This window comes from Paraburkholderia fungorum (assembly GCF_046027605.1).
Taxonomy (GTDB): domain Bacteria; phylum Pseudomonadota; class Gammaproteobacteria; order Burkholderiales; family Burkholderiaceae; genus Paraburkholderia; species Paraburkholderia fungorum_F.
The window spans coordinates 29305-55552 of record NZ_JAQQEF010000001.1 but is presented as its reverse complement, the minus strand read 5'-3'; the positions used below and the strand labels follow the sequence as shown (position 1 = coordinate 55552).

The 26248-nt window shown below is 62.0% G+C and carries 25 protein-coding genes and 2 pseudogenes; 17 read left to right on the top strand and 10 right to left on the bottom strand.

Annotated features, from left to right (window positions below):
- Positions 1 to 80: 80 nt before the first annotated feature.
- Genes PQR53_RS00270 through PQR53_RS00255 form a run of 4 tightly spaced genes read left to right on the top strand, consistent with a single transcriptional unit; the run spans position 81 to position 3350 of the window.
- Positions 81 to 836: a transporter substrate-binding domain-containing protein gene (locus tag PQR53_RS00270; RefSeq protein ID WP_408450441.1), complete on the top strand. Its 756-nt coding sequence runs from the start codon at positions 81 to 83 to the stop codon at positions 834 to 836.
- Between the two features lie 17 nt (positions 837 to 853).
- A complete protein-coding gene (locus PQR53_RS00265; RefSeq protein ID WP_323047223.1) occupies positions 854 to 1522 on the top strand; it encodes an amino acid ABC transporter permease in 669 nt (222 codons plus the stop codon).
- Entirely contained in the window at positions 1519 to 2295 is a 777-nt protein-coding gene (locus PQR53_RS00260) for an amino acid ABC transporter ATP-binding protein (protein WP_408450439.1), read from the top strand. Before PQR53_RS00265 ends, PQR53_RS00260 begins: the two co-directional genes overlap by 4 nt.
- Positions 2292 to 3350: a formimidoylglutamase gene (locus tag PQR53_RS00255; protein WP_408450438.1), complete on the top strand. Its 1059-nt coding sequence runs from the start codon at positions 2292 to 2294 to the stop codon at positions 3348 to 3350. Before PQR53_RS00260 ends, PQR53_RS00255 begins: the two co-directional genes overlap by 4 nt.
- A gap of 110 nt (positions 3351 to 3460) precedes the next feature.
- Here the strand turns inward: PQR53_RS00255 and PQR53_RS00250 are convergent, their stop codons facing one another.
- Positions 3461 to 5068 carry a DUF2957 domain-containing protein gene (locus PQR53_RS00250; protein ID WP_408450436.1) on the bottom strand — a complete coding sequence of 536 codons (1608 nt, stop codon included), beginning with the start codon at positions 5066 to 5068 and terminating at the stop codon, positions 3461 to 3463.
- 669 nt (positions 5069 to 5737) lie between these two features.
- Between PQR53_RS00250 and PQR53_RS00245 the strand changes: the two genes are divergently transcribed.
- From PQR53_RS00245 to PQR53_RS00200, 10 genes are all read left to right on the top strand, one after another.
- Positions 5738 to 6160, top strand: coding sequence for a MarR family winged helix-turn-helix transcriptional regulator (locus PQR53_RS00245; RefSeq protein WP_408450434.1), 423 nt, complete (start codon positions 5738 to 5740; stop codon positions 6158 to 6160).
- 82 nt (positions 6161 to 6242) lie between these two features.
- Positions 6243 to 6665 carry a MarR family winged helix-turn-helix transcriptional regulator gene (locus PQR53_RS00240; RefSeq protein WP_408450432.1) on the top strand — a complete coding sequence of 141 codons (423 nt, stop codon included), beginning with the start codon at positions 6243 to 6245 and terminating at the stop codon, positions 6663 to 6665.
- Between the two features lie 89 nt (positions 6666 to 6754).
- Positions 6755 to 7909: an HlyD family secretion protein gene (locus PQR53_RS00235; RefSeq protein WP_408450430.1), complete on the top strand. Its 1155-nt coding sequence runs from the start codon at positions 6755 to 6757 to the stop codon at positions 7907 to 7909.
- Positions 7910 to 7916: 7 nt separating this feature from the next.
- On the top strand, positions 7917 to 9497 hold the full coding sequence (locus PQR53_RS00230; protein WP_408450428.1) for a DHA2 family efflux MFS transporter permease subunit: 1581 nt from the start codon (positions 7917 to 7919) through the stop codon (positions 9495 to 9497).
- Positions 9498 to 9507: 10 nt separating this feature from the next.
- Positions 9508 to 10938: an efflux transporter outer membrane subunit gene (locus tag PQR53_RS00225; protein ID WP_408450426.1), complete on the top strand. Its 1431-nt coding sequence runs from the start codon at positions 9508 to 9510 to the stop codon at positions 10936 to 10938.
- A gap of 48 nt (positions 10939 to 10986) precedes the next feature.
- A complete protein-coding gene (locus tag PQR53_RS00220; RefSeq protein ID WP_408450424.1) occupies positions 10987 to 12171 on the top strand; it encodes a thiolase family protein in 1185 nt (394 codons plus the stop codon).
- A 133-nt stretch (positions 12172 to 12304) separates the two neighbouring features.
- Positions 12305 to 12694: a cytidine deaminase gene (locus PQR53_RS00215; protein ID WP_408450422.1), complete on the top strand. Its 390-nt coding sequence runs from the start codon at positions 12305 to 12307 to the stop codon at positions 12692 to 12694.
- The gene (locus PQR53_RS00210) at positions 12691 to 13668 is read left to right on the top strand and encodes a nucleoside hydrolase (protein ID WP_408450420.1); all 978 of its coding nucleotides are present in this window, start codon (positions 12691 to 12693) and stop codon (positions 13666 to 13668) included. The genes PQR53_RS00215 and PQR53_RS00210 overlap by 4 nt, the downstream gene beginning before the upstream one ends.
- Before the next feature lie 314 nt (positions 13669 to 13982).
- Positions 13983 to 14918 (top strand): 2-dehydropantoate 2-reductase, encoded by a 936-nt coding sequence (panE, locus tag PQR53_RS00205; protein WP_408450418.1) that lies wholly within the window; start codon positions 13983 to 13985, stop codon positions 14916 to 14918.
- Between the two features lie 60 nt (positions 14919 to 14978).
- On the top strand, positions 14979 to 15278 hold the full coding sequence (locus PQR53_RS00200) for a hypothetical protein (protein ID WP_408450416.1): 300 nt from the start codon (positions 14979 to 14981) through the stop codon (positions 15276 to 15278).
- 119 nt (positions 15279 to 15397) lie between these two features.
- Here the strand turns inward: PQR53_RS00200 and PQR53_RS00195 are convergent, their stop codons facing one another.
- The 7 genes and pseudogenes from PQR53_RS00195 to PQR53_RS00165 form a co-directional block, all read right to left on the bottom strand.
- Positions 15398 to 16444 (bottom strand): ABC transporter substrate-binding protein, encoded by a 1047-nt coding sequence (locus PQR53_RS00195; RefSeq protein WP_408450415.1) that lies wholly within the window; start codon positions 16442 to 16444, stop codon positions 15398 to 15400.
- Between the two features lie 164 nt (positions 16445 to 16608).
- Positions 16609 to 17736 carry an NAD(P)/FAD-dependent oxidoreductase gene (locus PQR53_RS00190; RefSeq protein WP_408450413.1) on the bottom strand — a complete coding sequence of 376 codons (1128 nt, stop codon included), beginning with the start codon at positions 17734 to 17736 and terminating at the stop codon, positions 16609 to 16611.
- Positions 17729 to 19162, bottom strand: coding sequence for an FAD/NAD(P)-dependent oxidoreductase (locus PQR53_RS00185; protein ID WP_408450411.1), 1434 nt, complete (start codon positions 19160 to 19162; stop codon positions 17729 to 17731). The genes PQR53_RS00190 and PQR53_RS00185 overlap by 8 nt, the downstream gene beginning before the upstream one ends.
- Entirely contained in the window at positions 19159 to 19572 is a 414-nt protein-coding gene (locus tag PQR53_RS00180; protein WP_408451133.1) for a (2Fe-2S)-binding protein, read from the bottom strand. Before PQR53_RS00180 ends, PQR53_RS00185 begins: the two co-directional genes overlap by 4 nt.
- Before the next feature lie 23 nt (positions 19573 to 19595).
- A complete protein-coding gene (locus PQR53_RS00175) occupies positions 19596 to 20390 on the bottom strand; it encodes an ABC transporter permease (protein ID WP_408450409.1) in 795 nt (264 codons plus the stop codon).
- A gap of 38 nt (positions 20391 to 20428) precedes the next feature.
- The gene (locus tag PQR53_RS00170) at positions 20429 to 21343 is read right to left on the bottom strand and encodes an ABC transporter permease (RefSeq protein WP_408450408.1); all 915 of its coding nucleotides are present in this window, start codon (positions 21341 to 21343) and stop codon (positions 20429 to 20431) included.
- A pseudogene (locus tag PQR53_RS00165) lies at positions 21336 to 22427 on the bottom strand (ABC transporter ATP-binding protein). Before PQR53_RS00165 ends, PQR53_RS00170 begins: the two are co-directional and overlap by 8 nt.
- A 303-nt stretch (positions 22428 to 22730) precedes the next feature.
- Here PQR53_RS00165 and PQR53_RS00160 point away from each other — a divergent pair.
- Positions 22731 to 23609, top strand: a complete 879-nt coding sequence (locus PQR53_RS00160; RefSeq protein WP_408450406.1) for an IclR family transcriptional regulator — start codon at positions 22731 to 22733, stop codon at positions 23607 to 23609.
- A gap of 100 nt (positions 23610 to 23709) precedes the next feature.
- Here PQR53_RS00160 and PQR53_RS00155 read toward each other — a convergent pair whose 3' ends face one another.
- Complete coding sequence (locus PQR53_RS00155; RefSeq protein WP_408450404.1) at positions 23710 to 24039, bottom strand: hypothetical protein; 330 nt, start codon at positions 24037 to 24039, stop codon at positions 23710 to 23712.
- 254 nt (positions 24040 to 24293) lie between these two features.
- Between PQR53_RS00155 and PQR53_RS00150 the strand changes: the two are divergent.
- A pseudogene (locus PQR53_RS00150) lies at positions 24294 to 24650 on the top strand (IS5/IS1182 family transposase); the annotation flags it as partial.
- Between the two features lie 370 nt (positions 24651 to 25020).
- The gene (locus PQR53_RS00145; protein ID WP_408451132.1) at positions 25021 to 25722 is read left to right on the top strand and encodes a substrate-binding domain-containing protein; all 702 of its coding nucleotides are present in this window, start codon (positions 25021 to 25023) and stop codon (positions 25720 to 25722) included.
- Positions 25723 to 25838: 116 nt separating this feature from the next.
- Here the strand turns inward: PQR53_RS00145 and PQR53_RS00140 are convergent, their stop codons facing one another.
- Positions 25839 to 26237, bottom strand: a complete 399-nt coding sequence (locus tag PQR53_RS00140) for a hypothetical protein (RefSeq protein WP_408450402.1) — start codon at positions 26235 to 26237, stop codon at positions 25839 to 25841.
- Positions 26238 to 26248: the final 11 nt, after the last annotated feature.

Here is a 26248-nt window from a genome sequence, read left to right as displayed (position 1 = left end):
CGAATTCGATCTGGATACCGAACGAACTGAACGAACTGAACCAGCCAAACCAAACCAACCAGACCACAAGGAGCCCTCCCATGAAACTGAATCGCCTGTTTTCCCTCGCGTGCATCACGGTTGCAGTGACGTTTGCCGGCTTTTCCGGCGCGGCGTCGGCGCAAACGCCGGACGTGCTGAACGTCGCTACCGACGCGACCTTCCCGCCGATGGAATACACCGAAAACGGCGCCCGCACAGGATTCGATATCGACCTGATGAATGCACTCGCTAAAGCGATGGGCAAACGCGTGCAATGGACCGACATCGACTTCAAAGGCCTGATTCCGGGCTTGATCGCGCATCGTTTCGACGCAGCGATCTCCGGCATCTACATCACCGACGACCGCGCCAAGGTAGTCGACTTCACCGATTCGTACTACGCAGGCGGCCTCGTCGCGCTGGTGAAGAGCGATTCGCCGGTCAAGTCGGTCGCCGACCTGAACGGCAAGAAAGTGTCGGTCCAGGTGGGCACGAAATCGGTCAACTTCCTGCGCGACAATTTCCCGCAGATCAACCGCGTGGAAGTGGAGAAGAATCAGGAAATGTTCGACCTGGTCGGCATCGGCCGTGCTGACGCCGCTGTGACCGGCAAACCGGCCGCCTATCAGCTGGTAAAGACGCGCCCCGGCTTCCGTGTGCTGGACAAACAGTTGACGACCGAAGCCTACGGCATCGCCGTGCGCAAGGACGAACCGCAACTGAAAGCGGCCTTCAACACGGCACTGGCGAAGATCAAGGCGGATGGCACGTACGCGGCGATTCTCCACAAGTGGTTCGGCGCCACCGCGCAATAAACGGCTGAGCAGACACAATGGAACTCGATTTTTCGCCGGTGATTGCCGGTTGGCCGGACATCATGCACGGTGCACTGGTGACGGTCGAAGTGACCGCCGCCGCGCTCGCACTGAGCTGTGTGTTGGGCCTGTTGATCGGTATCGGCCGGCTCACGCCGAAGCGGCGCGTCGTGTACGCGTTCTGCACCGCGTACCTCACCTTCTTCCGCGGTACACCGTTGCTCGTGCAACTATTCCTGTTGTTTTTCGGGTTGCCGCAATTCGGCATTCTGTTACCCGCTTTCGTGTGCGGGATGCTGGGGCTCGGCCTGTATTCGGCGGCTTATGTGTCGGAGATCGTGCGCGGCGCGATTCAGTCGGTGGATCGCGGGCAGATGGAAGCAGCGCGTTCGATCGGCATGTCGTCGGGACAGGCGATGCGCGCGATCATTCTGCCGCAGGCAATCGTGCGGATGATTCCGCCGCTTGGCAACGAGTTCATCGCGTTGATCAAGAACTCGGCGCTGGTGTCGCTGCTGACGATCGACGATCTGATGCATGAAGGCCAGAAGATCATCAGCGTGTCGTACCGTTCGCTCGAAGTGTATCTGGCCATCGCGCTGGTGTATCTGGTGTTGACGCAGGTGACCAATTACGCGCTGCATCGTGTGGAGCGCCGCTTGCGTGCAGGAGGGATGGTGCAATGAATACCGTAGCCAAGGTAGTTGAACCTATCGTCAGCATTCGCGGGCTGACCAAATCGTTCGGCTCGCATACCGTGCTGAACGGCATCGACTTCGACATTCAGCCGCAGCAGGTGGTGGTGGTGATCGGACCGAGCGGCTCGGGCAAGAGTACTTTTCTGCGTTGCTGCAATGGGCTTGAAGAGGCTGAAGGCGGCACGATCGATATCTGCGGGCATCGCCTGGTCGATCAGGGCGCGATGCTCAAGGAGCGCTCGCTGAATGCGCTGCGAACTGAAGTGGGCATGGTGTTTCAGTCGTTCAATCTGTTTCCGCATCTGTCGGTGCTTCATAACATCACGGTCGGTCCGCGGATGTTGCGTGGCGCCAGCAAGGCCGAAGCCGAAGCGGCTGCGATCGCGTTGCTGGAAAAAGTCGGCCTCGCGCACAAGGCGCATGTGATGCCGGCGAGTTTGTCGGGCGGTCAAAAGCAGCGCGTTGCGATTGCCCGTGCGTTGGCGATGCAACCGCGTGTCATGCTGTTCGACGAGCCCACGTCCGCGCTCGATCCCGAGCTGGTCGGCGAAGTGTTGCAAGTGATGAAGCTGCTCGCGAGTGAAGGCATGACGATGGTGGTCGTCACGCACGAAATGGGTTTTGCAAAGGAAGTCGCCGATGTGGTGGTGGTGATGGACGGCGGCGTGATCGTCGAGGCCGGACCGCCGGCCGAGATTTTCTCGGCGCCCTCGCAGCCGCGCACGCGGGCCTTTCTGCAGGCGGTGTTGTCGCGCGCATGAGAGTTCCATTCGATGACAAGGTGTGGAGCGGCCGTTCCGACGACGGCGAACCCGGCGACACGCGGCGTGTTTTCAATCAGGTGGTGCCGTTTGCGTTCGGCCGCATGATGCGGCATGAGGATGGTTTGCGTGTTGCGCCGCGCATTGGAAGTGATGCGCCGGTGGTCGTCGGCTTCGGTTCCGATGAAGGCGTGCGGCGCAATCAAGGGCGTATCGGCGCGGCGCATGCGCCGAAGGAGCTGCGTCGCGTGCTGGCGGGTTTGCCGGCGAAAACGTCGATGGCGGCACTCGCCGATGCGGGCGATGTGGTGTGCGACGACGGCGACCTGGAAGGCGCGCAGGCGGAACTCGCGAACGTGGTGAGCGAAGTGCTCGCGAGCGGCGGCCGGCCGTTGGTGTTCGGCGGCGGACATGAGGTTGCGTGGGGGACGTATTGCGGTTTGCGCATGCATCTGGAGCGTGTGGCTATGGGCACAGGCGCAAGCGGCGGCGGAGGTGCGGATAGCGATGCGGTTTCGTCAGCGGCTGTCGCTGCGGCGAAAACACCCCGCAAGCTGCTCATCATCAACTTCGACGCTCACTTCGATCTGCGCCAGAAACGGCCAGCTAATTCGGGCACGCCATTCGACCAGATCGCGAACGATTGCGCCGAACGAGATGTCCCGTTCAACTACGCCTGTTTCGGCATCAGCGATCTGGGCAATACTGCTTCGCTGTTCGCACATGCGGAAGAACTCGGCGTGCGCTACGTGCTCGATATCGACATGCAGGAACCGCAATTGCCGCAGCGTTTAGCCGATCTGCAACAGTTGCTGGATACAGCGGACGACGTTTATCTGACCATCGACCTCGACGTGCTGCCGGCTGCCACGGCACCGGGCGTGTCGGCGCCGGCCGCGTTGGGCGTGCCCTTGTCGGTGGTCGAAGCGATGGTGCAGCGCGTGCGTGCGTCGGGCAAACTGCGCGCGGCGGATATTGCGGAGTACAACCCGTCGCTCGATCAGGACAAGCGGACGGCGAGGGCCGCGGCGCGTTTGGTGTATCGGTTGCTTTAGCTCGCAGCACGGCACCGCGTTTGGCGAGGCGGGGAGTGCAGAGTGACTAAACAAAACGGCTCGCCGGATTACTCCTGCGAGCCGTTCTTCATTTCCAGCATAGCGCGGGCTTACTGCACGAACGCCCCAATCGCCAGAAACGGATTCACCTTACTGGCATTATTCGCCGGATCGTACGTGGTGAACTGCTGGTTCACACCATTCATCAACACACCATACACAGGGCCGACCTTGACCATCACACCGGTGTCGCCGGCCTTGAAGATCGGCGTGGTGCCGGACAAGAAGTCCTTGGTGGCCGTGACGTTGACGAGACCGGGTTGCGTCTGCGTAAAGTCGAGTGTGAAGTTGGTCGCCGCGGTCGACGTGAACGGGTTCAACAGCGCTGCGGCAGGACTCTGGAACAGTGTCGCGCCGTAATTCACCCCGGCGTTGATCGATGCGCTGGCATCGAGGCAAGCTCCCGCTGACGGATAAATGATCTGCCCGTTGACCAGGCTCGCAAACGAGCTTTGCCCCGGATAGGCGACTACGCCGCACGCCGACGCACTATTCGCGCCGATATAGCCACCCGTCAGTGCGGTTGGCGCGATCTTCGTGGCAGGTGCAAGCAGCGAGATGCCGAGCTGATCGTCGATCACGTTCGCAAGCAGGTTGCTCGCGTCAGTGTGCGCATAACCGACGCGAATGATCACCGGCACCAACTGGCCGCCTACATTGCCGACAATCATGATGCCGTGGGCCGGATTCTGCGTGATCGCGAGTTGCAGGATGTTCACGCCGACCACGGGATAGTTGAGGGTGGCCGGTACCGCGCTGGTGAAGACGTTATCCGGTGTGCCGTCGGTATTGGTGCGCAGCGTCCACGGCATGCCGGTCGATATGCACGAGTACTTCGACGAATCGGCCGTGCAAGTGCCATCGGCATTGAATGTCTCGCTGGCCTGGATCGCATCGGGTTGCCAGCCGGCCATTGTCGAGCCATCTGCGCTTTGCGAAACCGTTCCTTCGGGCGTGACCCGGAAACCCAGTTCGTTATAGGTGCCGGCCACCTGCGTGAAATCGGTGACGGTCTGGCTAAAGCCGAGGAACGGATAGGAATCGAAAGTGCGTGAAGGTACCGTGCCCACGAACAGTCCCGGCACAAGTTCAAGTCCGTCATATTGAATCGTCGCCCCAGGAATCCCCCCGCCGATGATCCCCTGGCCGACGAACAGCATCGGCGGATCCTGCGGATTGATCGTGACGCTATAGCTGCCGTCGGCGGTCTTGCCGTTCTTGAGCATGATCGCGCAACGGTTCTGTTCGGCGGTCGGTAGCGCCAGTGCGCCGCTCGGATTGTCGTAGTCGCCGGTAATCGTCATGCCGGCGCGCGTATCGTTGACCTGGCCCGCGGAGGTTGGCACCGCCGATTCGATGAAGGTCATCTGGTATTGCTTCTTGGTCGAATCGAACTTCATTTTGATGTATTCGCCGCTGCCCGAACCGCCGGTGTAGGTGGTCGAATAATCGAGCGTGTCCGGGCACAGCCTGGCCGCTACGACCGGTGTGCCGGGTGGCTGGCCTTGAGGCGGGCAAGTGCTGCCTGAACATTGCGGCACGGATACGGCAGCCGGGTCGTCGGCTTTGCCGCCGCCGCACGCGGCGAGCAGCACCGGCAGCGCGAGCGTACCGATCAGTGTCGCAGTGGAGGAACCTCCACACAGTTTAAATGCCATTGTTTGTCTCCTCGTGAAGCGTCGTTCGTTATTAATCGGCGCGATTACGCTAGATCCACGCAGTGCCGTTGATCTTTTCCGTTTGCCGCATGAATTGCCGTCTGTGCGTATAGCACCCGCGGCTTTATCATTAAATGAAAGCCAAGGCAGGCGGGATAGCAACCGTACGGGATCGAACGCCAAAGCGAGACCACCGTTTTAAGCGGCCTCAAACTGCCACAAGCGATGCGGTCGGTAGTCTCGATGGCGGCGCGCGCTAGCCGGCCACTCAGTCAGGCGGCGAGCATTTTATTAGGTGAAACAGCGTAAATCAGGCGCGGTAGAAGCGGCTTTAATGTGGAAAATTGGCGTGGCATAGGCAATCCGGATTGCGGATCTTGCCTTGGTTGTTCTTAATGACATTCACGTCTCCTTGGCCTGTTATTTGATTTAATGTTTGCGGCTGAACATTAAGCTGCGGCTGAGGACTTGTACATAGTGGCATCAATCCAAACTCGTGCACCGGGTCTTCCTGCCGTGTGCTGGGGCTTACGTCGATATTTCAAACGGACGTATGTATGGATGCCGGCCTCGAGTCCACCGGTTGCCGGATCGCCGTGATTCCTGCGAGGTATGCCGCGAACGCAAGTAAACTTGACTCTGTGCGTATGCACATATAGACTGCCCAGCATGAACCGTCCTCTCTCTTACGACGAATGCAACTGCTTCGCGCTGCGCCAGGCGGCGCGGCACGTTACGCAGATCTACGAGCGCCATCTGGGCGCGGTAGGGCTGACGGCCGCGCAATTCACGATTCTCGCCAAGCTGGCGCGCACGCCGAACTTGCCAATGGCGGAGCTTGCGGACGCCATGGTCATGGAGCGCACCACGCTGGTTCGCGCCATGAAGCCGCTGCAGCGCGACGGCCTGGTGGTTGCCGAATCGGCGGAGCATGACGGCCGCACGTTTCTGTTCAGTCTCACGGAAAAGGGCGAAACAACCTTCGACCAGGCCGCCATCGCATGGCGCGCCGCGCAAAACGAGTTCGAAGAAAAGTTCGGCCACGCGCGTGCCAAGGTGCTGCGCGCCGAACTCTTCAGCATTACCGGGTAGCCAAAGCGTATGAGCTCGTTCCAACGAGCATTTGTACGCCTAGTTGTGTGCATACGCACTCACAGAAAAAGGAAGTGCATCGATGGACGGGCTCTTCGACGACGACTGCTTTGCAATTCGCCAGGCTGCACGCTATGTATCGCAGCTTTACGACCGTCACCTTGAGAATGTCGGCCTCACCATCACGCAGTTTTCGCTGATGGGCCGATTGAAGCGCACCGGTCCGATGACCATGAAGCAGCTGGCCGAAGCCATGCGTATGCAGCGCACCACGCTGGTTCGCACGATCCAGCCGCTGCGGCGCAACGGACTGGTATCGAGCGAGACACTCGGGGTGGACGCGCGGGCGCTGTCGATTGCACTGACGGCCGTGGGCGTTGAGCGTCTTGAAGCAGGGCGCAAGCATTGGTATGCGGCGCAAGCCGAATTCGAGGATCGCTTCGGCGAACAGCGCGCGGCGGCATTGCGCACCGAGTTGTTCGCCATCACAAGCGATCCGGTTTGAATCAAGCCCGCATGAAGCGGGTCAAGCCCCGGCGCAGCACAACGCGCCGTTTTTTTAGCTCAACGAGTGCATACGCACATTCGAAAATCATGTCCACTACACCTTCGACTATTGCACCGCCCAGCGTGGCAAGCGCCGCCAAACCGGCCCGGCGCATTCCGTGGATGCTGCTCGCCATCATCACGGTGCTTGCCGTGCTGGCGCTTGCTGTGTCGTACTGGTTCTTCGTCGGCCGCTTTGTCGAATCGACCGACGATGCATACGTGGGCGGCGATGTCACAGTGATGTCGCCGAAGGTGAGCGGCTTCGTCACGGACGTGCTGGTGCGCGACAACCAGTTCGTCCATGCGAATCAGGTGCTGATCCGGCTCGATGCGCGCGATTACGATGCCCGCCTCGCGCAGGCCACCGCGGAAGTGCAGAGCGCGCAGGCCGCCGTCACCGAGTTGCAGGCGAAGAAATCGCTGCAGCTCGCCACCATCAACGAACAGGCCGCCGAGGTGCGCGCCTCCGGCGCCGAGTTGACCCGCAGCGCCGCCGATCAGACGCGTTATCGCGAACTGGTGAAGGACGAGGCGGTATCGAATCAGGTCGTCGAACGCGCGGACGCCGATCTGACCAAGGCCCATGCCGCGGTAGAGCGTAGCAACGCCGGGTTGATTGCGGCGCAACGCCAGATCGCCGTGCTCGATGCGCAGATCGGTGACGCCCAGGCGCGCATCGCCACCGCCCAGGCGGCGCAGCGGGTTGCGGCATTGAACGTGGAATACACGACGATCCGCTCGCCGATCGACGGTTACATCGGCAATCGCACCGCACGCGTCGGCCTGCTGGCGAACACGGGCGTTTCGCTGCTGACCGTGGTGCCGTCGAGCGGATTGTGGATCGACGCCAATTTCAAGGAAGACCAGCTCAAGAAGATGCGTGTCGGCGATGGCGTCGACGTCGATCTCGACGCGTCCAGCCAGCGGATTCACGGCGTGGTGGAGAGTCTCGCCCCCGCGACCGGTGCGACCTTCAGCGTGCTGCCGGCGGAAAACGCCACCGGCAACTTCACGAAGATCGTGCAGCGCGTGCCGGTGCGTGTGCGTCTGGACGTGCCGAAGGACATGCAAGGCGTGCTGCGCCCCGGCCTTTCGGCAACCGTGAAGGTGCATGTCGACGCCCCCCAATCCCCCAAGCAGACGTCCATCGGGGCGGGGGACTTCCCTCGGGGCGCCGGCAATGCCCCGGCCCGTGGATAAACCGATCATGACTCAGGTCCCCGCCCCTTTCGCCAATCCGGCCGACCAGCCGACGCGCACCAAGTTCTTCGCGTTCGCGCTGATGTGCCTCGGCTTTTTCATGGCGACGCTCGATATCCAGATCGTTGCGTCGTCGCTCAGAGACATCGGTGGTGGTTTGTCCGCGAGCCAGGACGAACTCTCCTGGGTACAGACGTCCTATCTGATCGCAGAAATTCTCGTCATTCCGATGTCCGGCTGGCTCACGCGAGTGTTTTCCACGCGCTGGCTGTTCGCGTTCTCCGCGCTCGGCTTCACGATCACCAGCATGCTGTGCGGTCTCGCATGGGACATCAACTCGATGATCCTGTTTCGCGGCCTGCAGGGTGCGCTCGGTGCGGCGATGATCCCGACCGTTTTCACCACGGCGTTCGTGCTGTTCCCCGGCAGACAGCGGCTGATTGCGGCCACTACGATCGGCGCACTGGCCACGCTCGCGCCGACGATTGGTCCGGTGATCGGTGGCTGGATCACGGCGCAATGGTCCTGGCATTGGCTGTTTTATCTGAACCTGGCGCCAGGCATCGCCGTCACGCTGCTGGTGCCGAAATACGTTCACATCGACGAGGTCGATCTTTCGCTGCTGAAAAAAGGCGATTACCTCGGCATCCTGCTGATGTCCGGCTTTCTCGGCTGCCTCGAATACGTGCTGGAAGAAGGCCCGCGCAAGAACTGGTTCGGCGACGACGTGATCGTGCTGTGCACCTGGGTGTCGGCGATCTGCGGATTCCTGTTCATCGTGCATGCGTTCACCGCGAAAGAGCCGATCGTCGATCTGCGGGCGCTGGCGATTCGAAACTTCGGCATCGGTAGTTTGCTGTCGTTCATCACCGGGATCGGGATTTTCTGTACGGTGTTCTTGACGCCGGTGTTTCTGGCGCGCGTGCGGGGCTTCGATTCTTTGCAGATCGGTTTGGCCTTGCTGTCGGTCGGCTGCTTTCAGCTGGTCTCGCTGGTGGCGTACTCGACCTTGGCCCGGTTTGTCGATATGCGCAAGCTGATGGTGTTCGGACTGATTCTATTTGGACTCGGCTGTTATCTCTATGTGCCGTTGACCAGTCAGTGGGGTTGGAAAGAATTGCTGCTGCCGCAGGCGTTGCGCGGCATCGGCCAGCAGTTCTGCATCGCACCTATCGTCACGATGTCGCTCGGCTCCTTGCCGCCGTCGCGGCTGCGCTCGGCAAGCGGGCTGTTCAATCTGATGCGTAATCTCGGCGGCGCGATCGGCATTGCGGTGAGCAGCACGATGCTCAACGATCGGTTGAATCTCCATTACGAGCGGCTCGATGAACACTTGAACGCGGGGCGTCCGGTGGTTGAATCGATCTTGCGGCAGCAAAGCGCGCACTTCGCTGCAGTCGGCGGCAATGCGCTGAATGCGGCTAATGCGGGGCTCGGCCAATTGCATGCGCTGCTGATGCGCGAGGCGCTCGTGCTCACGTTCTCCGACACGTTTTTTGTGCTGTCACTGTGTTTTGTCGTGGGTTTGCTGAGCGTGCTGTTTACGCGCCCGTTCGGCGCTTCTGCTCCGCCGCCCGATGCTCATTGAGGAATCCAGCATGAAACCAATCGTTATCAAAGCACTGGCGAGCGCGGCGCTGTTGACGCTTGCGGCGTGCGCGGTGCAGCCCGAGACGCACGCGGACCTGACGCATACGGTTCAGACCCTCGCGCCGAGCGCATGGAATGTCGACGCGCCGCAAGACAGTGTGAGCGCCAACACGTGGTGGGCGCAATTCGGCGACCCTGTGATGCATCAATTGGTCGAGTCGGTGCTGACCGGCAATCTCGACGTGCAGGCCGCCGTGGAACGCGTCAAGCAGGCACAGGATCTCGCGACGCAGAATCGCGCGGCCTTGCTGCCCGAATTGAACGCCAGCGCGAGCGCATCCGACTCGCGCCAGAACACGCCGCCGCCGCTCGGCTATGTGCGCCAGGCCGGTATCGGCGTGACGGCGAGCTGGACGCCGGACGTCTTCGGCGGTGAACGTCTTGCCGTGCTGGCGGCGCAGGCGCAGGTGGCGGGCCGTCAGGCGGCCTTGAACCAACTGCGTCTGGCGCTCGCGGCGAACACGGCGGCGGCGTATATCGATCTGCGTTGGGCGCAATCGCAATTGCAGATTCTCAGCGACAACGAACAGATCCGCGCCCGGGCCTTGAAGCTCACGCAACAGCGTTTGCATTACGGACTATCGACACAACTCGACGTCGCGCGGGCGCAGAACCAGCTGGAGGATTTGCAGGCGCAGATCCCGCGCATGCAGTCGACGGTGCAGCATCAATTGAGTCTGATCGCGGTGTATTCGGGGCGCACGCCGGAAAGCGTCGACGGTTTACTGCTGGCCAATGCACGCGACATTCCGGTGCCCGCGCAAAGCGTGCCGCAGACGCTGCCGTCCGACGCGCTGTTGCAGCGGCCCGACGTGCGCACGGCCTACGCGACAGTGGAACAGCGCGCGGCGGAAGTGGGCGTGTCGAAGGCGCAGCGCTATCCGCAGTTCAAACTCAATCTCGCCGATGGCTTGCTGGCTTCGTCGTACCTCGGCTTGCCGACACTGACCGATAACCTGTTTAGCGCCGCATTGAATGCAACGAGTCCGATCTTCAACGCCGGGCGCATTACCGCGAACATCGACGCGAGTGAGAGCCGGATGCGCGAGTCGCAACTTGGTCTGCAGCAGACCATGCTGCAGGCGCTCAAGGAAATCGAGGACAACCGCAGCGATCTGGTGAGTGGCGCGGTGCAAGTGCAACGTCTGGGCGGCGCGCTCGACGCATCGAACCATGCGCTGCGTCTGTCGACGGAGCTTTACAAAGGCGGCGCGTCGAGTTTCCTCGATGTACTCGACGCGCAGGAAGCGTATCTGCGCGATTCGGAATCGTTGAATCAGGCCAAACGCGAGCACGCGCTCGCGGCCGTGGCGCTATACCGCTCACTGGGTGGCGGCTGGGATGTTCCTGACACGGTCGCGGCGGCATCGGCGAATTGATGCGCGTGCACGTGGCGATGAATCGAGTAGTCCAACTGGAGATGAATGATGAATACGCGAGAAGTGGTGATCTGCAATCCGGTGAGAACGCCGATCGGTGCGTTCGGCGGATCGCTGAAAGATGTGCCCGCAACCGAACTCGGCGCGGTCGCGGTGCGTGAGACGTTGCGTCGCAGCGGGCTCGATCCGGCCGCGTTGGCTTCGGTGGTGCTCGGCAATGTGATTCAGGCCGGCAACAAGATGAATCCGGCGCGTCAGGCGTCGATTGGCGGCGGTGTGCCGGTCGCCGTGCCCGCGTTGACGGTCAATCGTGTATGCGGTTCCGGTGCGCAGGCGATTGCGTCCGCGGCCCAGGAAATCTGGCTCGGCCTCGGCGACGCCGCCGTGGCAGGTGGCATGGAAAACATGGACCGTGCACCGTATCTGCTCGACGGCAGCCGCTGGGGCTATCGGATGGGCAACGCGCAAATCCACGACAGTCTGCTGCGCGACGGCCTGAACGACGCGTTTTCCGGCGAGCATTCCGGCTGGCATACCGAAGACCTGGTCGCACAGTTCGACCTTACGCGCGAAACTCAGGACCGTTGGGCTGCGCGTTCGCAACAGCGTTTTACCGAGGCGCAGGCGCGCGGCGATTTCGACGCCGAGCTGGTCGCCGTGGAAACCCAGGGGCGCAAAGGTCCTCAACATTTTACGAGCGACGAACAGCCGCGCCCGGATACCACCGTCGAAACGCTTGCCAGATTGCGTCCGGCATTCCGCCCGGACGGCACGATTACCGCGGGCAATGCGCCGGGATTGAACAGCGGCGCGGCGGCGATGCTGGTCGCCGAGCGTGGCTTCGCCGAGGCGCGAGGGATCGAGCCCTTCGCGCGGCTGGTGGCGTATGGCGTCGCGGCGGTCGAGCCGGGCATGTTCGGGCTCGGTCCGGTGCCGGCCGTGCAAATGGCCTTGGCCCGAGCGGGTTGGCAACTGGCCGACGTCGAACGCTTCGAGATCAATGAAGCCTTCGCTGCCGTACCCATTGCCGTGGCGCGCAGGCTCGGCATCGCGGATGAACTGATCAACGTGCAAGGTGGTGCAATCGCACACGGTCATCCTATCGGCGCGACCGGCGCCGTATTGACGACGCGCCTCTTGCATTCGATGCGCCGTGACGGCTTGAAACGTGGCATCGTCACGTTGTGCATCGGCGGTGGACAGGGGATCGCGCTGGCATTGGAAGTGATCTGAGATCGGCGGCGGCGCGTTGCCGGGTCCTGAAACGCCAACGCGCGCCGTGGCTATTTGTTGCCTTTTAGATATGCGGCGTATTAACTCCGATACCATTGCCTGGCAAACGCCGAATTGAAGCGAGGATCGTTGCATGAACATGGAACAACTGCTGGAACGGGCGGGTGTCGCGCGAGAAAAGGCTTATGCGCCTTATTCGAAATTCAAGGTCGGCGCCGCGCTGCTGACCAGAGACGGCACCGTATTCGACGGCTGCAACGTTGAGAATGCTGCATACGGACTGTGCAACTGCGCTGAACGTACGGCATTTTTCAGCGCGATTGCCGCGGGTTATCAGCGCGACCAGTTCGCCGCGCTTGCCGTGATCGGCGATACGGATGGACCGATCGCACCGTGCGGCGCATGCCGCCAGGTGATCATCGAACTGGGCGGCCCGGAATTGCCGATCCGCCTCGGCAATCTACACGGTGCGACGCGCGATACCACCGCGCGTGAACAATTGCCGGACGCATTCTATCTATGAGCAAGCACAAGGTTATCTACGACACCGACCCCGGTGTGGACGATGCAATGGCGCTCGTTTTTCAGGCACTGCATCCAGACATCGAATTGCTCGCTCTGACGAGCGTCTTCGGCAACGCCACGATCGAAACCACCACGCGCAATGCGCGTTTCCTGGCCGGACGGTTCGCGCCGGGTGTGCCGGTTGCACAAGGCGCCGCTGCGCCGCTCAAACGCGCGGCGCCCGAGCCGCTCGCCAGGATTCACGGCGATAATGGCTTGGGCAATATCGTGCTCGAGGCCGAGCGTGAAACCAGTCTTGAAGCAGCGCTCGACGATCGTCCCGCGCACCGCTTCATCATCGACACAGTGCGCGCGCATCCCGGCGAAGTCACGATGATCGCCGTGGGACCGCTGACGAACCTGGCATTGGCGCTCGCTGAGGATCCGCGGATCGCGACACTCGTCAAGCAGGTGGTGATCATGGGCGGCGCGTTCGGCACCGACGGCGTGTTCGGCAACGTGACGCCCGCCGCGGAAGCGAACATTCTCGGGGACCCCGATGCCGCCGATATCGTGCTCGGCGCGGCGTGGCCGGTGGTGATCGTGGGGCTCGACGTCACGCAGCGCACTATCATGAGCCAGGACTATCTGGCGTCGCTGCGCGATCGCGGCGGCGCGGCAGGGCAGTTCGTGTGGGACGTGTCGCGGCACTACGAGGCCTTTCATCAGCAAAGCGCGCAACTCAAGGGTATCTACGTACACGACTCGTCGGCCGTGACCTATGTCTTGGCGCCGCATCTTTACACGGTTCGCAGCGGTCCGGTGCGCGTGCTGACGGAGGGTATCGCGGTGGGCCAGACTATCCAGAAGCCGTCCACGATGCCGGTGCCCGCGCCGGATTGGGACAGCCGTCCTGATTGCGAAGTGTGCGTGGATGTGGACGTGCCCGGGATGCTCGCGCTTTACGAGCGCACCATCTGCGGCATGCTGTAGGCATGATCGTCCAGCATTGTCGCCGCGCTTGCCCGATGAGCTTTCTTGCATCGGTTCCTCGCCGTGCGTCCCTTTAACGTATAGCGCGAGGCGTGTGTACGGCGGGCGGCGCCGCGATTGATCTGACGTAACGTCAGTCCGGAACCGTGCGGAACACCGGGGACGCGGTGCGTTGCAACAAACTGGCCGGCATTTGTGGCCGATGCGCATCGTCAATCTTTGCTACATTTCTCCCCACGTGCTGCGTGCGCGGTCCTTAAGGCGTTGGCTTATCGCCTCAGCGCGCGTGACCCAAATCTATCGAGAGGCAAAAGATGCGAATTCTAGTAGTAGGGGCGGGCGCCGTAGGCGGCTACTTTGGCGGACGTCTCGCAGCAGCGGGCCAGGACGTGACCTTTCTGGTGCGCCCCGGCCGTGCGGAAAAACTTCAACGTGACGGTCTCGTCATCAATAGCGCGCGCGGCGATCTGACCTTGCGCGACGTCAAGACGATTCTCGCCGGCGTCGGCGCGGAGCCGTTCGATCTGGTACTGCTCAGTTGCAAAGCCTACAGTCTCGACGACGCGATCGATTCGTTCGCACCGCTGGTCGGCGAATCGACACTGATCCTGCCGATGCTCAACGGCATGCGCCATATCGACGTGCTCAAGGAAAAGTTCGGTGCGTCGCGCGTACTCGGCGGTCAATGCGTGATTGCCGCGACGCTCAACCCCGAGCAGCACATCATGCACCTGAACGAAATGCATGCGATCACCTTCGGCGAGCTGGAAGGCGGCACGTCCGAGCGGGTAGAGGCAATCGCGGACGCCATGGCCGGCGCGAATTTCGATGCAGTGGTCAGCGACAACATCCTGCTGCGCATGTGGGAAAAGTGGGTGTTCCTGGCCACATTGGCGGCCAGCACGTGCTTGATGCGCGGCTCGGTCGGCGATATTCTGGCTGCGCCGGACGGCAAACGCATTATCGAAAACCTGCTCGGCGAGTGCCGTGGCGTGGCCGAGCACAATGGCTTTACCATGGGCCAGGACTTCGACGCCCGGGCCACACAGACGCTGTTCACGCCTTCGCCGCTGACGGCTTCGATGCTGCGCGACGTCGAAAACCACTCGCATACCGAGGCGGATCATATTCTCGGCGATCTGATCTCGCGCGGCGGCGATGCGCAAAAGGGCGAACACGGCTTGTCGCTGCTGCGGATCGCCTATAGTCATCTGAAGACGTATGAAGCGAGACAGACCCGCACGTCCTGAATGACCGGAACGCGGGCGACGGGAACGGCCACAGCAGCTTAACGATCGGAGGTGAAGCATATGCCGAGTCCAAGCGGCTCCGTACCCGCGCTCAGTTCCGCCTCGGCGACGATCTTCTCGATCGGCATCGTCTTTCTCGGCTATTGGGGCTTGTACGACCAGACGAAATGGCAGGTTTCCGATGTCTTTGTCTTCGTGTTCGCGATGATCGGCTTCGGTTGTCTCGGTCTGGTCCCGTGGCTGGCGACGAGTCCCGTTGAAGCGGAAAGCGACGACAGCCGCGTCCGGATCGCGCGGCACATGTTTCTCGCCGGCGTCCTGTCGATCTGGCTGGGTGTGGCGATTTCGGTGATCTTCTGATACGCCGCACCCGAATAAAAAACGCGCGCCTTGTAGCGAACAAGGCGCGCGTTTTTCATTGATGCGGGGAAGTGCGGCGCGGTCATCCTATGCGCCGACCCACCGATACATATGCCAGCTTAACGCTCGATCTGCCGATTCCAGCGCGTATCCCATTGCGCACGATGCGCATTGATCGTGTCCCAATCCACCACGGTCACCTTCTTCACCAGATCGTCGACATTGCCGAGGCTCTGCTGCATCGGCGGCGTCATCTTCGCGAGACGATTGGTCGGAATCTGCTTGCCGGCCTCGGCAGCTTTTGTCTGCGCCGGCGCTGAAAGCAGGAACTGCGCGAGCTTCTGTGCCAATTGCGGATCGGGGTTGTTGTTGACCACGCACAGATCGACCAGCAGCAACACCGGACCTTCCTTCGGATTCACATAGCCGACTGGGATGCCCTTGTCCTGCAGATCGCCCACGGCGGTCGGCGTCAACGGGAACAGACCCGCCTCACCGGTCTGGATCATTTCGGAGATCTTCGCCGAGTTCGCCACGTACTCCACGACGTTCGGGCCGACCGTGCTGGCCCACTTCGTAAAGCCGGGTTCGACGTTCTGCTCGCTGCCGCCCATCAAACGGTTGATCGCCAGAAAGCCGTGCAGGCCGAAGGTGCTGCTCGATGCGGACTGAAACACCACCGTGCCCTTGTATTTCGGATCGGCAAAGTCCATCCACGAAGTCGGCGGCGCCCAGCCTTTTTCAGCGAACAGTTTCTTGTTGTACGCGATGCCGGTCATGCCGAGTTGCACGCCCGCGCCCATGTCGTCCTTCATGCGCGCGAACGGGTAGAGCTCCTTGAGTACCGGCGCGTCGTCAAGCTTCTTGCACACGCCCATGCTGACTGCGCGCGCCATCACGCCGTCGTCGAGAAACACCACGTGGATTTGCGGGTTGGCCTTGTTGGCGAGCAGCTTGGCGAGAATGTCCGACGAGGTGCCGGGCACCACGACCACTTTGACATTGTTGGCTTTCTCGAAGTCGGGAAGGACCTGGCTCGTATAGGCCTTTTCCATCGGACCGCCGTTCATGCCGATGTAGATGGTCTTGCTCTGCGACCATGCCGGCTCGGCCGCACCGAATGCGCACAATGCGGCCAGTGCCGCGATTGTCTTGAACAGTTTCATTGAAGGGCTCCTGAGTTTCACTAAACGATAACGAGGCGATGACTGGGCGATAAGTAAGCGATAAGTAATCGGCAACTGAGCGGCAACCAAGCGGCAACCAAGCGGTAACTAAGCGGTAACTAAGCGGTAACTAAGCGGTAACTAAGCGATAACCTGGGTAAGCACTAGGCGACGGAGGGCGCCGCAACAGCAGCAAAGCGATTGATCGAGAAAGCATCGAGTGGCGTGGCCGTTGCGCCATCGATCACAATATCCGCGAGTACTTCGCCGACGCCTGGCGCCAGCAGAAACCCGCCACCCGAAAAGCCGAATGCATGCAACAGACGCGGCGCCGTGCGGCTCGCACCGATGATCGGATTGCTGTCGGGCGTTTCGCCTTCCACACCGCTCCATGTGCGGATCAGCAACGCTTCGCGCAGCGCGGGCAGCAGGGCGCACGCATCGCGCATCACGGCGCGGGTGGTTTCCGTCGACGGTTGGCCATATTCGCCGTCGCCATGTCCGCGCCCGCCACCGATCACGCAATTGCCGCGCGCCACTTGCCGCGCGTAAATGCCGCCCCCGTATACGCCGAGGTTGTGCGTGATGAACAGCGGCAGGGGCTCGGTGACCCACATGTTCGGATAGATCGGTTGCATCGGCGCGGTTTCGCCGAAGTAACCGGCAACTGTATTCGCCCATGCGCCGGCGGAATTGATCAGCCAGTCGGCGCTGATGCGGGTGTCGCCTGCGCGTAACTGAAAGCGTGTGCCGTCGTGATGAATTGCGGTCAACTCGGTTTGTTCGCGCACATCCGCGCCCGCGGCTCGCGCGGCGCGTGCGAACGCGGGTGAGACCAGACGCGGGTTTGCGTGACCATCGGTTGCGCACAGCGAGCCGCCGACTGCTGCGTGACCCAGCCATGGATAGCGTTGCCGGAACGCCGCGCCGCTGATCAACTGCGCTTGCAAACCGTGACCGCGCGCCATGTCCGCCCATGCTTCGAGCGCCGCAAAATCGGCTTCGCTGCGCGCGAGTCGCAAATGTCCCGACACGGTGAATTCACCGTCGATACCGATCAACTCCGGCAAACGATCCCAGACGCGCCGTGCGCGCATGGCGAGCGGCATCTGTTCGACCGGCCGTCCCTGGACACGCACGCCACCATAGTTCACGCCGCTTGCCTGCGCGCCGCAATAACGCCGCTCGAACAGGCCCACGCGCAAGCCGCGGCGCGCCAGTGCCAATGCCGTCGACGAGCCGACCAGGCCGCCGCCCGCAATCGCGACATCGTAGTGCAGGGTGTCACTCATCGCGTGCCTCCTCGGGAATCTCCGCGACGCCGTCGGCATACATTGCGGGCGATAGCGGAATCGGTTTGACAGGCGGCTGGCTGCGCAGACGGCCTACGGTTTCGAGAGGTTTGCCGGTTTCTTCCGCGAGCAAGGTCAAGGCCGCCTCGCCACACATGCGGCCCTGGCAACGGCCCATGCCGACGCGAGTGAGTGCCTTGAGGCGGTTGATCTCATTCGCTTCGCCGCTACGGATGCAGTGCCGCAAGGTGCCCGCATCGATTTCTTCGCAGCGGCACACGGTCATGTCGTCGGGCCACTGCGCCGCGCATCTGGCGGGCGGCGCGAATGCCGCTTCAATACCCTCGCGAAACACGGCGATGCGTTGCAGGTTGCGCTCGAGCGAAGCCGCATCGCGCATACCGAGGCCACGCGGATGCGCAATGCCGAGATCATCGAGTAGCGCCAACGCGGTGCGGCGTCCGGCGAGTTCGGCAGCGTCGGCGCCGGCGATGCCGGCACCGTCGCCCGCCAGGTAGATGCCGCGCACGGAGCTGCGGCCGGCGGGGTCGAGTTCGGGCAGCCAGCACCGGTTGTGCGCGTCGAAACGGAAGCGGCACCCGGCCAGATCGGCGAGTTGGGTTTCCGGCTTCAGACCGAAGCTGATGCCGACGGCATCGCACGCGATGGTTTCGGTCTTCGCGTTTCCGCTTGAAGCGCGCCATTCGATGGCACTGACGCCGTGCTCGCCGCGAATGCCGATCAGGCTCACATCGCGTTCGATCCGCACGCCGCGCATGGTCAGCCAGCCGACGTAATAGAGTCCTTTGGCGAAGGTAGCGGGTTGCCGTGCGAGTTTCGGCGCGGCCGCGATCTGCTGCGATAGCGGACTCGTGTCAAGCACGGCGACCACCTGTGCGCCGGCTTTCACGTACTGGTAAGCGACGAGATAGAGCAGCGGGCCCGTACCCGCGAGTACCACGCGCTGACCGATCGCACAGCCCTGTGCCTTCAGGGCGACTTGTGCACCGCCTAACGTATAGACGCCGGGCAGTGTCCAGCCCGGCACCGGTAGCACGCGATCGGTGGCGCCGCTCGCGATGATCAGATGCGAAAACGGCACGCTGATTTCGCGTCCCGCATGCAGCGTGTCGAGGCGGCCCGGCTCACATGCCCAGGCCAGCGTGTCGGGACGATAGTCGAGGTGCGCAAGAAGCGTGGCCATGGTCGTATGCAACGCGTCGGCCTTATGCGCTTCAAAACCATAGAGCGTTTTCTTCGAGCGCTGGAACGCGCCGTTCGCGGGCGGTTGACGATAGATCTGTCCACCCCAGCGAGCGTTTTCATCCAGCACGATCGGCTCGATGCCGGCCGCGACCAGCGTTTCGGCCGCGCGCACGCCCGCCGGTCCCGCGCCGACGATAATCACGCGGTGTTCGTTGCTCATTGCCTGTCTCCATTTGCAGTCGCAGGCGAGACGACAGTGGAGTCAGAATCAGAATCAGAAGCAACGGCAGCGACCGAGGCAACGTCATAGCGCCGCGTGACCACCCGCATGCCCTGCGTCACCGGTGTCGAGCACGCGCGCAAACGCAATCCCTCTTCGGTACGCATCCAGCAATCCTGACAGGCGCCAATCAGGCAGAAGCCGGCGCGCGGCGCGCCGCTGAATTCGCTTTCGCGCACACGACGTTGTTGCATCAATACGGCGGTCAGCAGCGTGTCGCCTTGCAACGCGGTGACTTCGTGACCGTCGATAAAAAAGCTGAGCGGCTCGCGCTGCGTCTCCGCGACGCGAATGAACTGCGCATCACGTTTCGGCACGGTGGTTTCGGAAGACGGCAAATTCGACAGCATGTGAGAGAGGGCAGTAGAAGACATCAGTGCTGGCCGATCAGAATCCGGTTGAGCCCATAGACGCGATCGAGCAGCAGCATCGCGCCGGCGGTAATGAAGATCACTAGCGCGGAGACGGAGGCCATCATCGGATCGATCGATTCCGTCGCGTACATGTACATGCGCACCGGCAGCGTGACGGTTTGCGGCGAAGTCACGAAGATCGACATCGTCAGCTCGTCGAAGCTGTTGATGAACGCGAGCAACCAGCCGCCGGTAATGCCCGGCAGAATCATCGGGAAGGTGATGCGGCGAAACGTGGTCCACGCATCGGCGCCGAGCGAGTGCGCGGCATGTTCGACGCTGCGGTCGAGACCGCTGACCGAAGCCAGCACCAGCCGCATCACGAACGGCGTGATGATGATCATGTGCGCGAGCACGAGCCACGCGAACGAACCCGTTGCGCCGATCAGCGCGAAGAAGCGCAGCAGGGCGATACCGAGCACGAGCCCGGGGATCACCAGCGGCGACAGCAGCAAGCCGTTGAGCAAGCCGCGACCCGGAAAGCGTGCGCGTCCGATCGCCAATGCGGCAGGCAACGCGATGATCAACGACAACGTCGCCGACGCAAACGCCAGCTTCAGACTGTTGAAGAACGCCGAGATGAAGTCGGGATAGTTGAGGATTGCGCGGAACCAGCGCAGCGATACGCCGTGCGTCGGCAGCGTGAGCGTTTCGTCGGGCGTGAAGGCGACCAGCACCACGATGACGAGCGGCGCGAGCACGAACGCAATGACGAGCGTGTGGAAAATCAGCGCAATGGGGCCGTTTTTTCTCATGATGTTCTCACCCAGTGATGTGTTGAATGAGCGATGCATTAACCCAGACTTCTGGTGTACTTGCGTTCCAGAACCCGGTAGTACGTGAGCATCACGACCAGATTCGCGACCAGCAGCAGGAGCGCGATGGTTGCGCCCAGCGGCCAGTTCAGCGAGCCGAGGAATTCGTCATAGACGGCGGTGGCGGCGACTTTCAGGCGTCGTCCGCCGAGCAGGCCGGGAATCGCGAAGGCGCTCGCCGACAGGCCGAACACCATCAGGCTGCCGGACAGGATGCCCGGCGTGAGTTGTGGCAACACGATGCGGCGCAACGTCGTGGCGGGCGATGCCATGAGCGAAAGCGCGGCATTTTCCGTTTGCGGGTCGAGCTTCTGCAACGCGGTCCACACCGGAATCACCATGAACGGCAGCATCACGTGCACCAGTGCAATGACAATGGCGAAGGTGGTGTATTCGAGCTTGTACGGCCCAAGCCCAATGAGACCAAAGGCCTGATTCACGAGGCCGTTGCTGTTGAGCAGCATGCTCCAGCCGAACGCGCGTACCACCACCGAAACCAGCAGCGGCGCGAGAATGATCAGCAGGAACATCGAGCGATACGGATCGCGCATGCGCGACAGCACGTAGGCTTCCGGCGTGCCGATCACGATGCACAGCAGGGTGGTCAGAAAAGCGATGCCGAAGGTGCGCAGGAAGATCGTGTGGAAATACGACGATTTCAGCACTTCCGCGTAGTTGCCGAACTGGAATGCGGCGAGTGGGCCGCTCGACGGATCGAAGCGGTAGAAGGTCAGCACCAGCGTCATCACGAGCGGCACCAGCACGAGCGTGGCAAACAGCAGGAAAGCCGGCGCGCACATCAGCCACAATGGCAAAAACGCCTGCCACGGCGCGCGGCGCGCATTGCCGGTCTTCGTGCTGTTGTTGTTCGAAGCGGGCAGCGTACTAGCCATGATGCGCATCCCGTTGAATGAAGCGGATGGCCTCGCTGTTCCAGTCGACACCCACCGCCGCGCCCTCGGGTAGCGGCTCGGTGCCTTCGTTCTGGCAGCACACCAGCACTTCGCCGAGCCGGCTATCCACGCGGTACAGCCATTGGCTGCCGAGGAAGAAACGGCTCGTCACGGTGGCCGTCAAACGCCCCGCGTCCGGCGCGCACAGGCGCAGCTTTTCGGGGCGGATGCACAACGTCACCGCGTCGCCGACGCCGATCACACGCTCGCGCATCGGCAGTTGCGCGGTGTGGCCGGTCTCGGCGAGATCGTGTCCGAGGTCGATGCGGATCGCGTCGCCATCGCGCGACACCACGGTGCCCGCCAGCATGTTCGCCTTGCCGATGAACTGTGAGACGAAACGGTTTTCGGGGCGCTCCTACGCTTCGTATGGCGTGTCGATCTGTGTGATGCGGCCGGCTTCCATCACCACCACGCGGTCGCTGATCGACAACGCTTCCGACTGGTCGTGCGTCACCATGATGGTGGTCGTGCCGATCTTGCGTTGAATGGCGCGCAGTTCGAACTGCATGTCTTCGCGCAGTTTGGCGTCGAGGTTCGACATCGGTTCATCGAGCAGCAGCACGGGCGGCGCGATCACGATTGCGCGGGCAATCGCCACCCGTTGCCGCTGACCGCCGGACAATTCGCGCGGAAAGCGGTGCGCGAGCGTATCGAGCCGCACCAGCGCCAGCGCTTCGCGCACGCGCTCCTTGCGCTCGGCCTTGTCGATGTTGCGCATCTCGAGCCCGAAGCCGACGTTGTCCGCGACGCTCATATGCGGAAACAGCGCGTAGCTCTGGAACACGATGCCGAGGCCGCGCCTGTTCGGCTTCATGTGCGTGATGTCGCGGCCGTCGAGCGTGATGCGCCCGCGCGTCGTTTCGACGAAGCCCGCGATCATCTGCAGCGTAGTGGTCTTGCCGCAGCCGGACGGCCCGAGCAGCGAAACGAACTCGCCTTTTTCAACCGACAGGTTCACGTCGGCGACTGCCTGCAGATCGCCGAACGATTTCGCTACGTCTGTGAGTGTGAGAAACGACATGAGCTGGCCTTTGGATAAATCGACACCGCTTCGATCGGTGACTGATTCGATGGAGCCGACTCTATCTAGCCAAATTGCCGGGCGTCAATTTCAAATTCCGTTTGACGGTATAAGATTGGAAAAAATTCTATTCAATGGAATATATTGGGCAGAATTGGCTGCGACTATTCCGCTGCGTGGCGTTGGGAAAATCCCTGTGAATCATATGCAAGTCCGAAAGAGACGGGCGTGCGGCGAATATTCCGTTCACGGATAAAACCCTCTATAGTGTTCCGGTCAATGAAATAATTCGGAGCGCTGGAGATGAATGCTGCCGCCAAACGAGATGCCGATCCTGCTTTGGCCGACACGGGCGGTGCGCCCGGGCCCGGGATGCTTGAGCGCGCCTTCGCCGTGATCCGCGCGTTATCCGAAGCGCAACCCGACGGCGGCCGCGTCACGCGGCTCGCGAAAGCGGTAGGGCTGACGCAGGGTACGGTGCACCGCATTCTTCATGCGCTGATCGCTGAAGGCATCGTCGAACAGGATGAGAGTTCGAAACTGTATCGGCTGAGTGTCGATTTCTTCGCGCTTGCCGCGCAGGCCGGCAATCCGAGCGGCATGCGCACGCTGTGCCGTCCGGCGTTGCTGCGGTTGTGCGCGAGTCTTGGCGATACCATTTTCCTGCTCGTCAAAAGCAGCTTCGACGCGGTGTGTCTCGACATTTGCGAGGGGCCGTTTCCGATTCGCTCGTTTACCGGCGATATTGGCGGGCGTGTGGCATTGGGTGTCGGTCAGGGGAGTCTGGCGATTCTCGCGTTCCTGCCGGAAGCGGAGCGTGAGGAGATCATTCGCTTCAACGTGCCGCGGATTCGCGGCTACGGCGTGCTCGACGAGGTGTATTTGCGCACCGAGATCGAGCGCGTGCGCCAACTCGGTTATGCGGGGCGCAATAGCGGTGTGCTCGATGGTATGGCGGGCGTGGCAGTGCCGATTCTGGACCGCACCGGGGTGGCGGTGGCAGCGCTGAGTGTGGGCACGCTGGCGGCGCGTCTCGGTGACGATCGCCTGCCGATGGTGGTTGAATTATTGCGGCGCCAGGCCGATGCGATCGGCCCGCAGACCAATCCGTTCGATGTCGCGCTGCGCCGGCCGATGCATGGGTTGTCGCGGGCGATGACTACGGAGCGGATTACGGGGTGATGTGAGTGGGGGTTGGGTCTGGGTCGGCTTGTGTCTTTCGCATACCTGCTACGGTCGGCGATCGATGGAGGTCTGTGTCGGACCGGGATTGGCCCAGCGGTTATTCACTTTTGAACCAGCGAGCCGCGGCGTCCGCAGTGTCTTCGGGTCGCGAATTGAACACGATGGACGGGTAGCGCAGGGTCCGAGAAGTCGACCGTTTCAGGGTCCAGGCCGACGAACAATCGGCTAGGGTGCGATCGAGCATAACGACCGTTGCCGCGGTCTGCGTGAACTCCTCGTCAAGCCGGTCGAAGGAAATTTTTGCCGAGGCGATCAGGAGACCAGGTACGAGAGCCGCAAGCGTCGCCATCAGGCCGGCCCCCAGCTTCACGATAGCCGTCGAATCGTCGCTTAGGTGATGCTCGGGAAGGGACGCGCGAAGAAACAAGCCGAGTATCCCGCTGCCGAAGACGCACTATTTCCGGCATCGCCCGGCCAGTGATAATCACCAGCCATTTAGCGCGAGTACATCCAGCGGCTGCAAAGGGTCGAGGGTGTGTGAAAACGCGTTGATCGCCTAAACTGGATTAACTCATTCAGCTTGGGTGACCGGATGAAGCGATTCATAGAAGGTGAAGATCGCAAGCAGGTGACGCTGCTTCCAGAATGCCTTGATGACTTCGTTGCCGAGGACAATCCGATCAGGATCACAACTTCACTGAGGGTAAGGTCGACAAGCGGCAGAAGCAGATCGAGGAGAGCATCCAGCGGTATCTGAGCGCGCTGGAAACTGCCGATCGTACGCAACCCGCTGAGCTGGAAGCAAAGGCGACTCGATTGCAGGACAAGATAGCGCGCTTGCGCGAGCAGATGCGAAACTTCGATCAGATCAAGGAGCAACTCAAGACGCAGCCTGATGGCCCACTCTCGATGACTGATCCCGACGCGCGTTCCATGGCGACGAGCGGCAAAGGCTCGGGAATAGTGGGCTACAACGTGCAGCTGGCAGTAGACGCCAAACACCACCTCATCGTTGCTCAGGAGGTCACCAACTCTGGCTTCACCTACATTGCCCGGGACGACGAATACCGGTGTCCCGCCATTCGAGATGATCGTCGTACCCGCTTGAGGCGCCGAAAGCGACGCCGACGAAGCCCCTCGGACTTAGGGATGGTTGTGCGCGGCGGCCATCGCGCGAACGGCGGCGAGGGGACTCCGAATTGGCGCGGCATCGATGTAGCGCGCGCTGCCGCGCTGCTGGCTAACATCCTCAGTGGCGTCCAGACTCGATGCATGTCTGGGCTGGGTCATCCGATCGACATGGAGAGAGGCCGTGATTTGCCGCAAGCTGAGGGTTCACGCACTCGTATTCTGCGTCGCGGCCGCATTGTTGTGCAGCGTCGCGGCATCGGCAGATGAAGTTAAGGTGATGATTTCGGGCGGGTTTGCGTCAGCCTATCGCGCCCTGGGTCCACAATTCGAGGAGGCGGCTGGCGATACGCTGGTCACCGTCTGGGGGCCCGTGGTGGGCACGGCCGCGAATGCCATCCCTGTGCGACTTGCGCGCGGCGAGTGGGCAGACGTGCTGATCGTGGTTGGCTATGCGCTCGACGATCAGATCAACGCCGGCAAGGTCGTGTCTGGGAGCAAGGTGGATTTCGCACGCTCGGCAATCGGCATCGCGGCTCGCGAGGGAGCGCCGAAGCCAGATATCGGCTCGGTCGACGCATTGCGGCGCACGCTGCTCGCCGCGAAGTCAATCGTCTATCCTGACGACGCGAATGGAGTCTATATCGGCAGCGAACTATTCCGGCGTCTCGGTATCGAGGGGCGAGTGGAGAGCAAGAGCCGCATGATCCCGGCCGAGCGGGTCGCCAGTGTCGTCGCGAACGGCGAAGCGGAGCTCGGATTTCAGCAGATCGTCGAACTGTTGCCGGTGGACGGGGTGACGGTGGTCGGCAGTTTGCCCGCGGAGGTACAAAGGTACACGGTGTTTTCCGGGGGCATCGCCGCCAATGCGAAAAATCCAGCGGGCGCAGAGGCGCTGATCCGTTTCCTGTCATCGCCGGACGCGGCCCCCGCGATTGAGGGGACCGGGCTCGAACCGCTAACGCCGAAGACCGCGAACTGAGCGAAGCTGTGAGCCCAGCGCGCCACCGAGCCAGGTGACGGCCGGATCTTCCGGGAACGGCCATGAAGAGCCAATCATGAGGCGGCGCCGAACGGCCGATCATCGGTCCACTGGAATCAAGACGGGGTGCAGGCCCCAAAGAGCACGAACACATCTTCGCGGTTGACGAGCGTCGTGGACATCGTGCCCGTTTTTGTATCGAGCGCAACGCTCCAGGCATAGCCCAACTCGGTGCCTTGAAGAAGCAACTGCCCATCGCTGGGTTCCATGTGCTGGATTTCGGTCGTGCGCTGCGGCCCAACAATGGTCTTCTTTGCGAAGTTGATGCGGATGAACTGCGGTGCTCCGAGCGTCGCGGGCAGCGTCCGGTAGCAAACCTCACCCACGTCACAGAAGTGCGTGTCGATGGTCGCGCACAACAACGGCTTGCTACCGTCGAAGTCTGCGCTGAGCACCATTGAAGGCATGGCGCAAACCAGGACCGCGAGAGCGGTGGCCGACACAATCTTCAGCATGATGGCTCCTT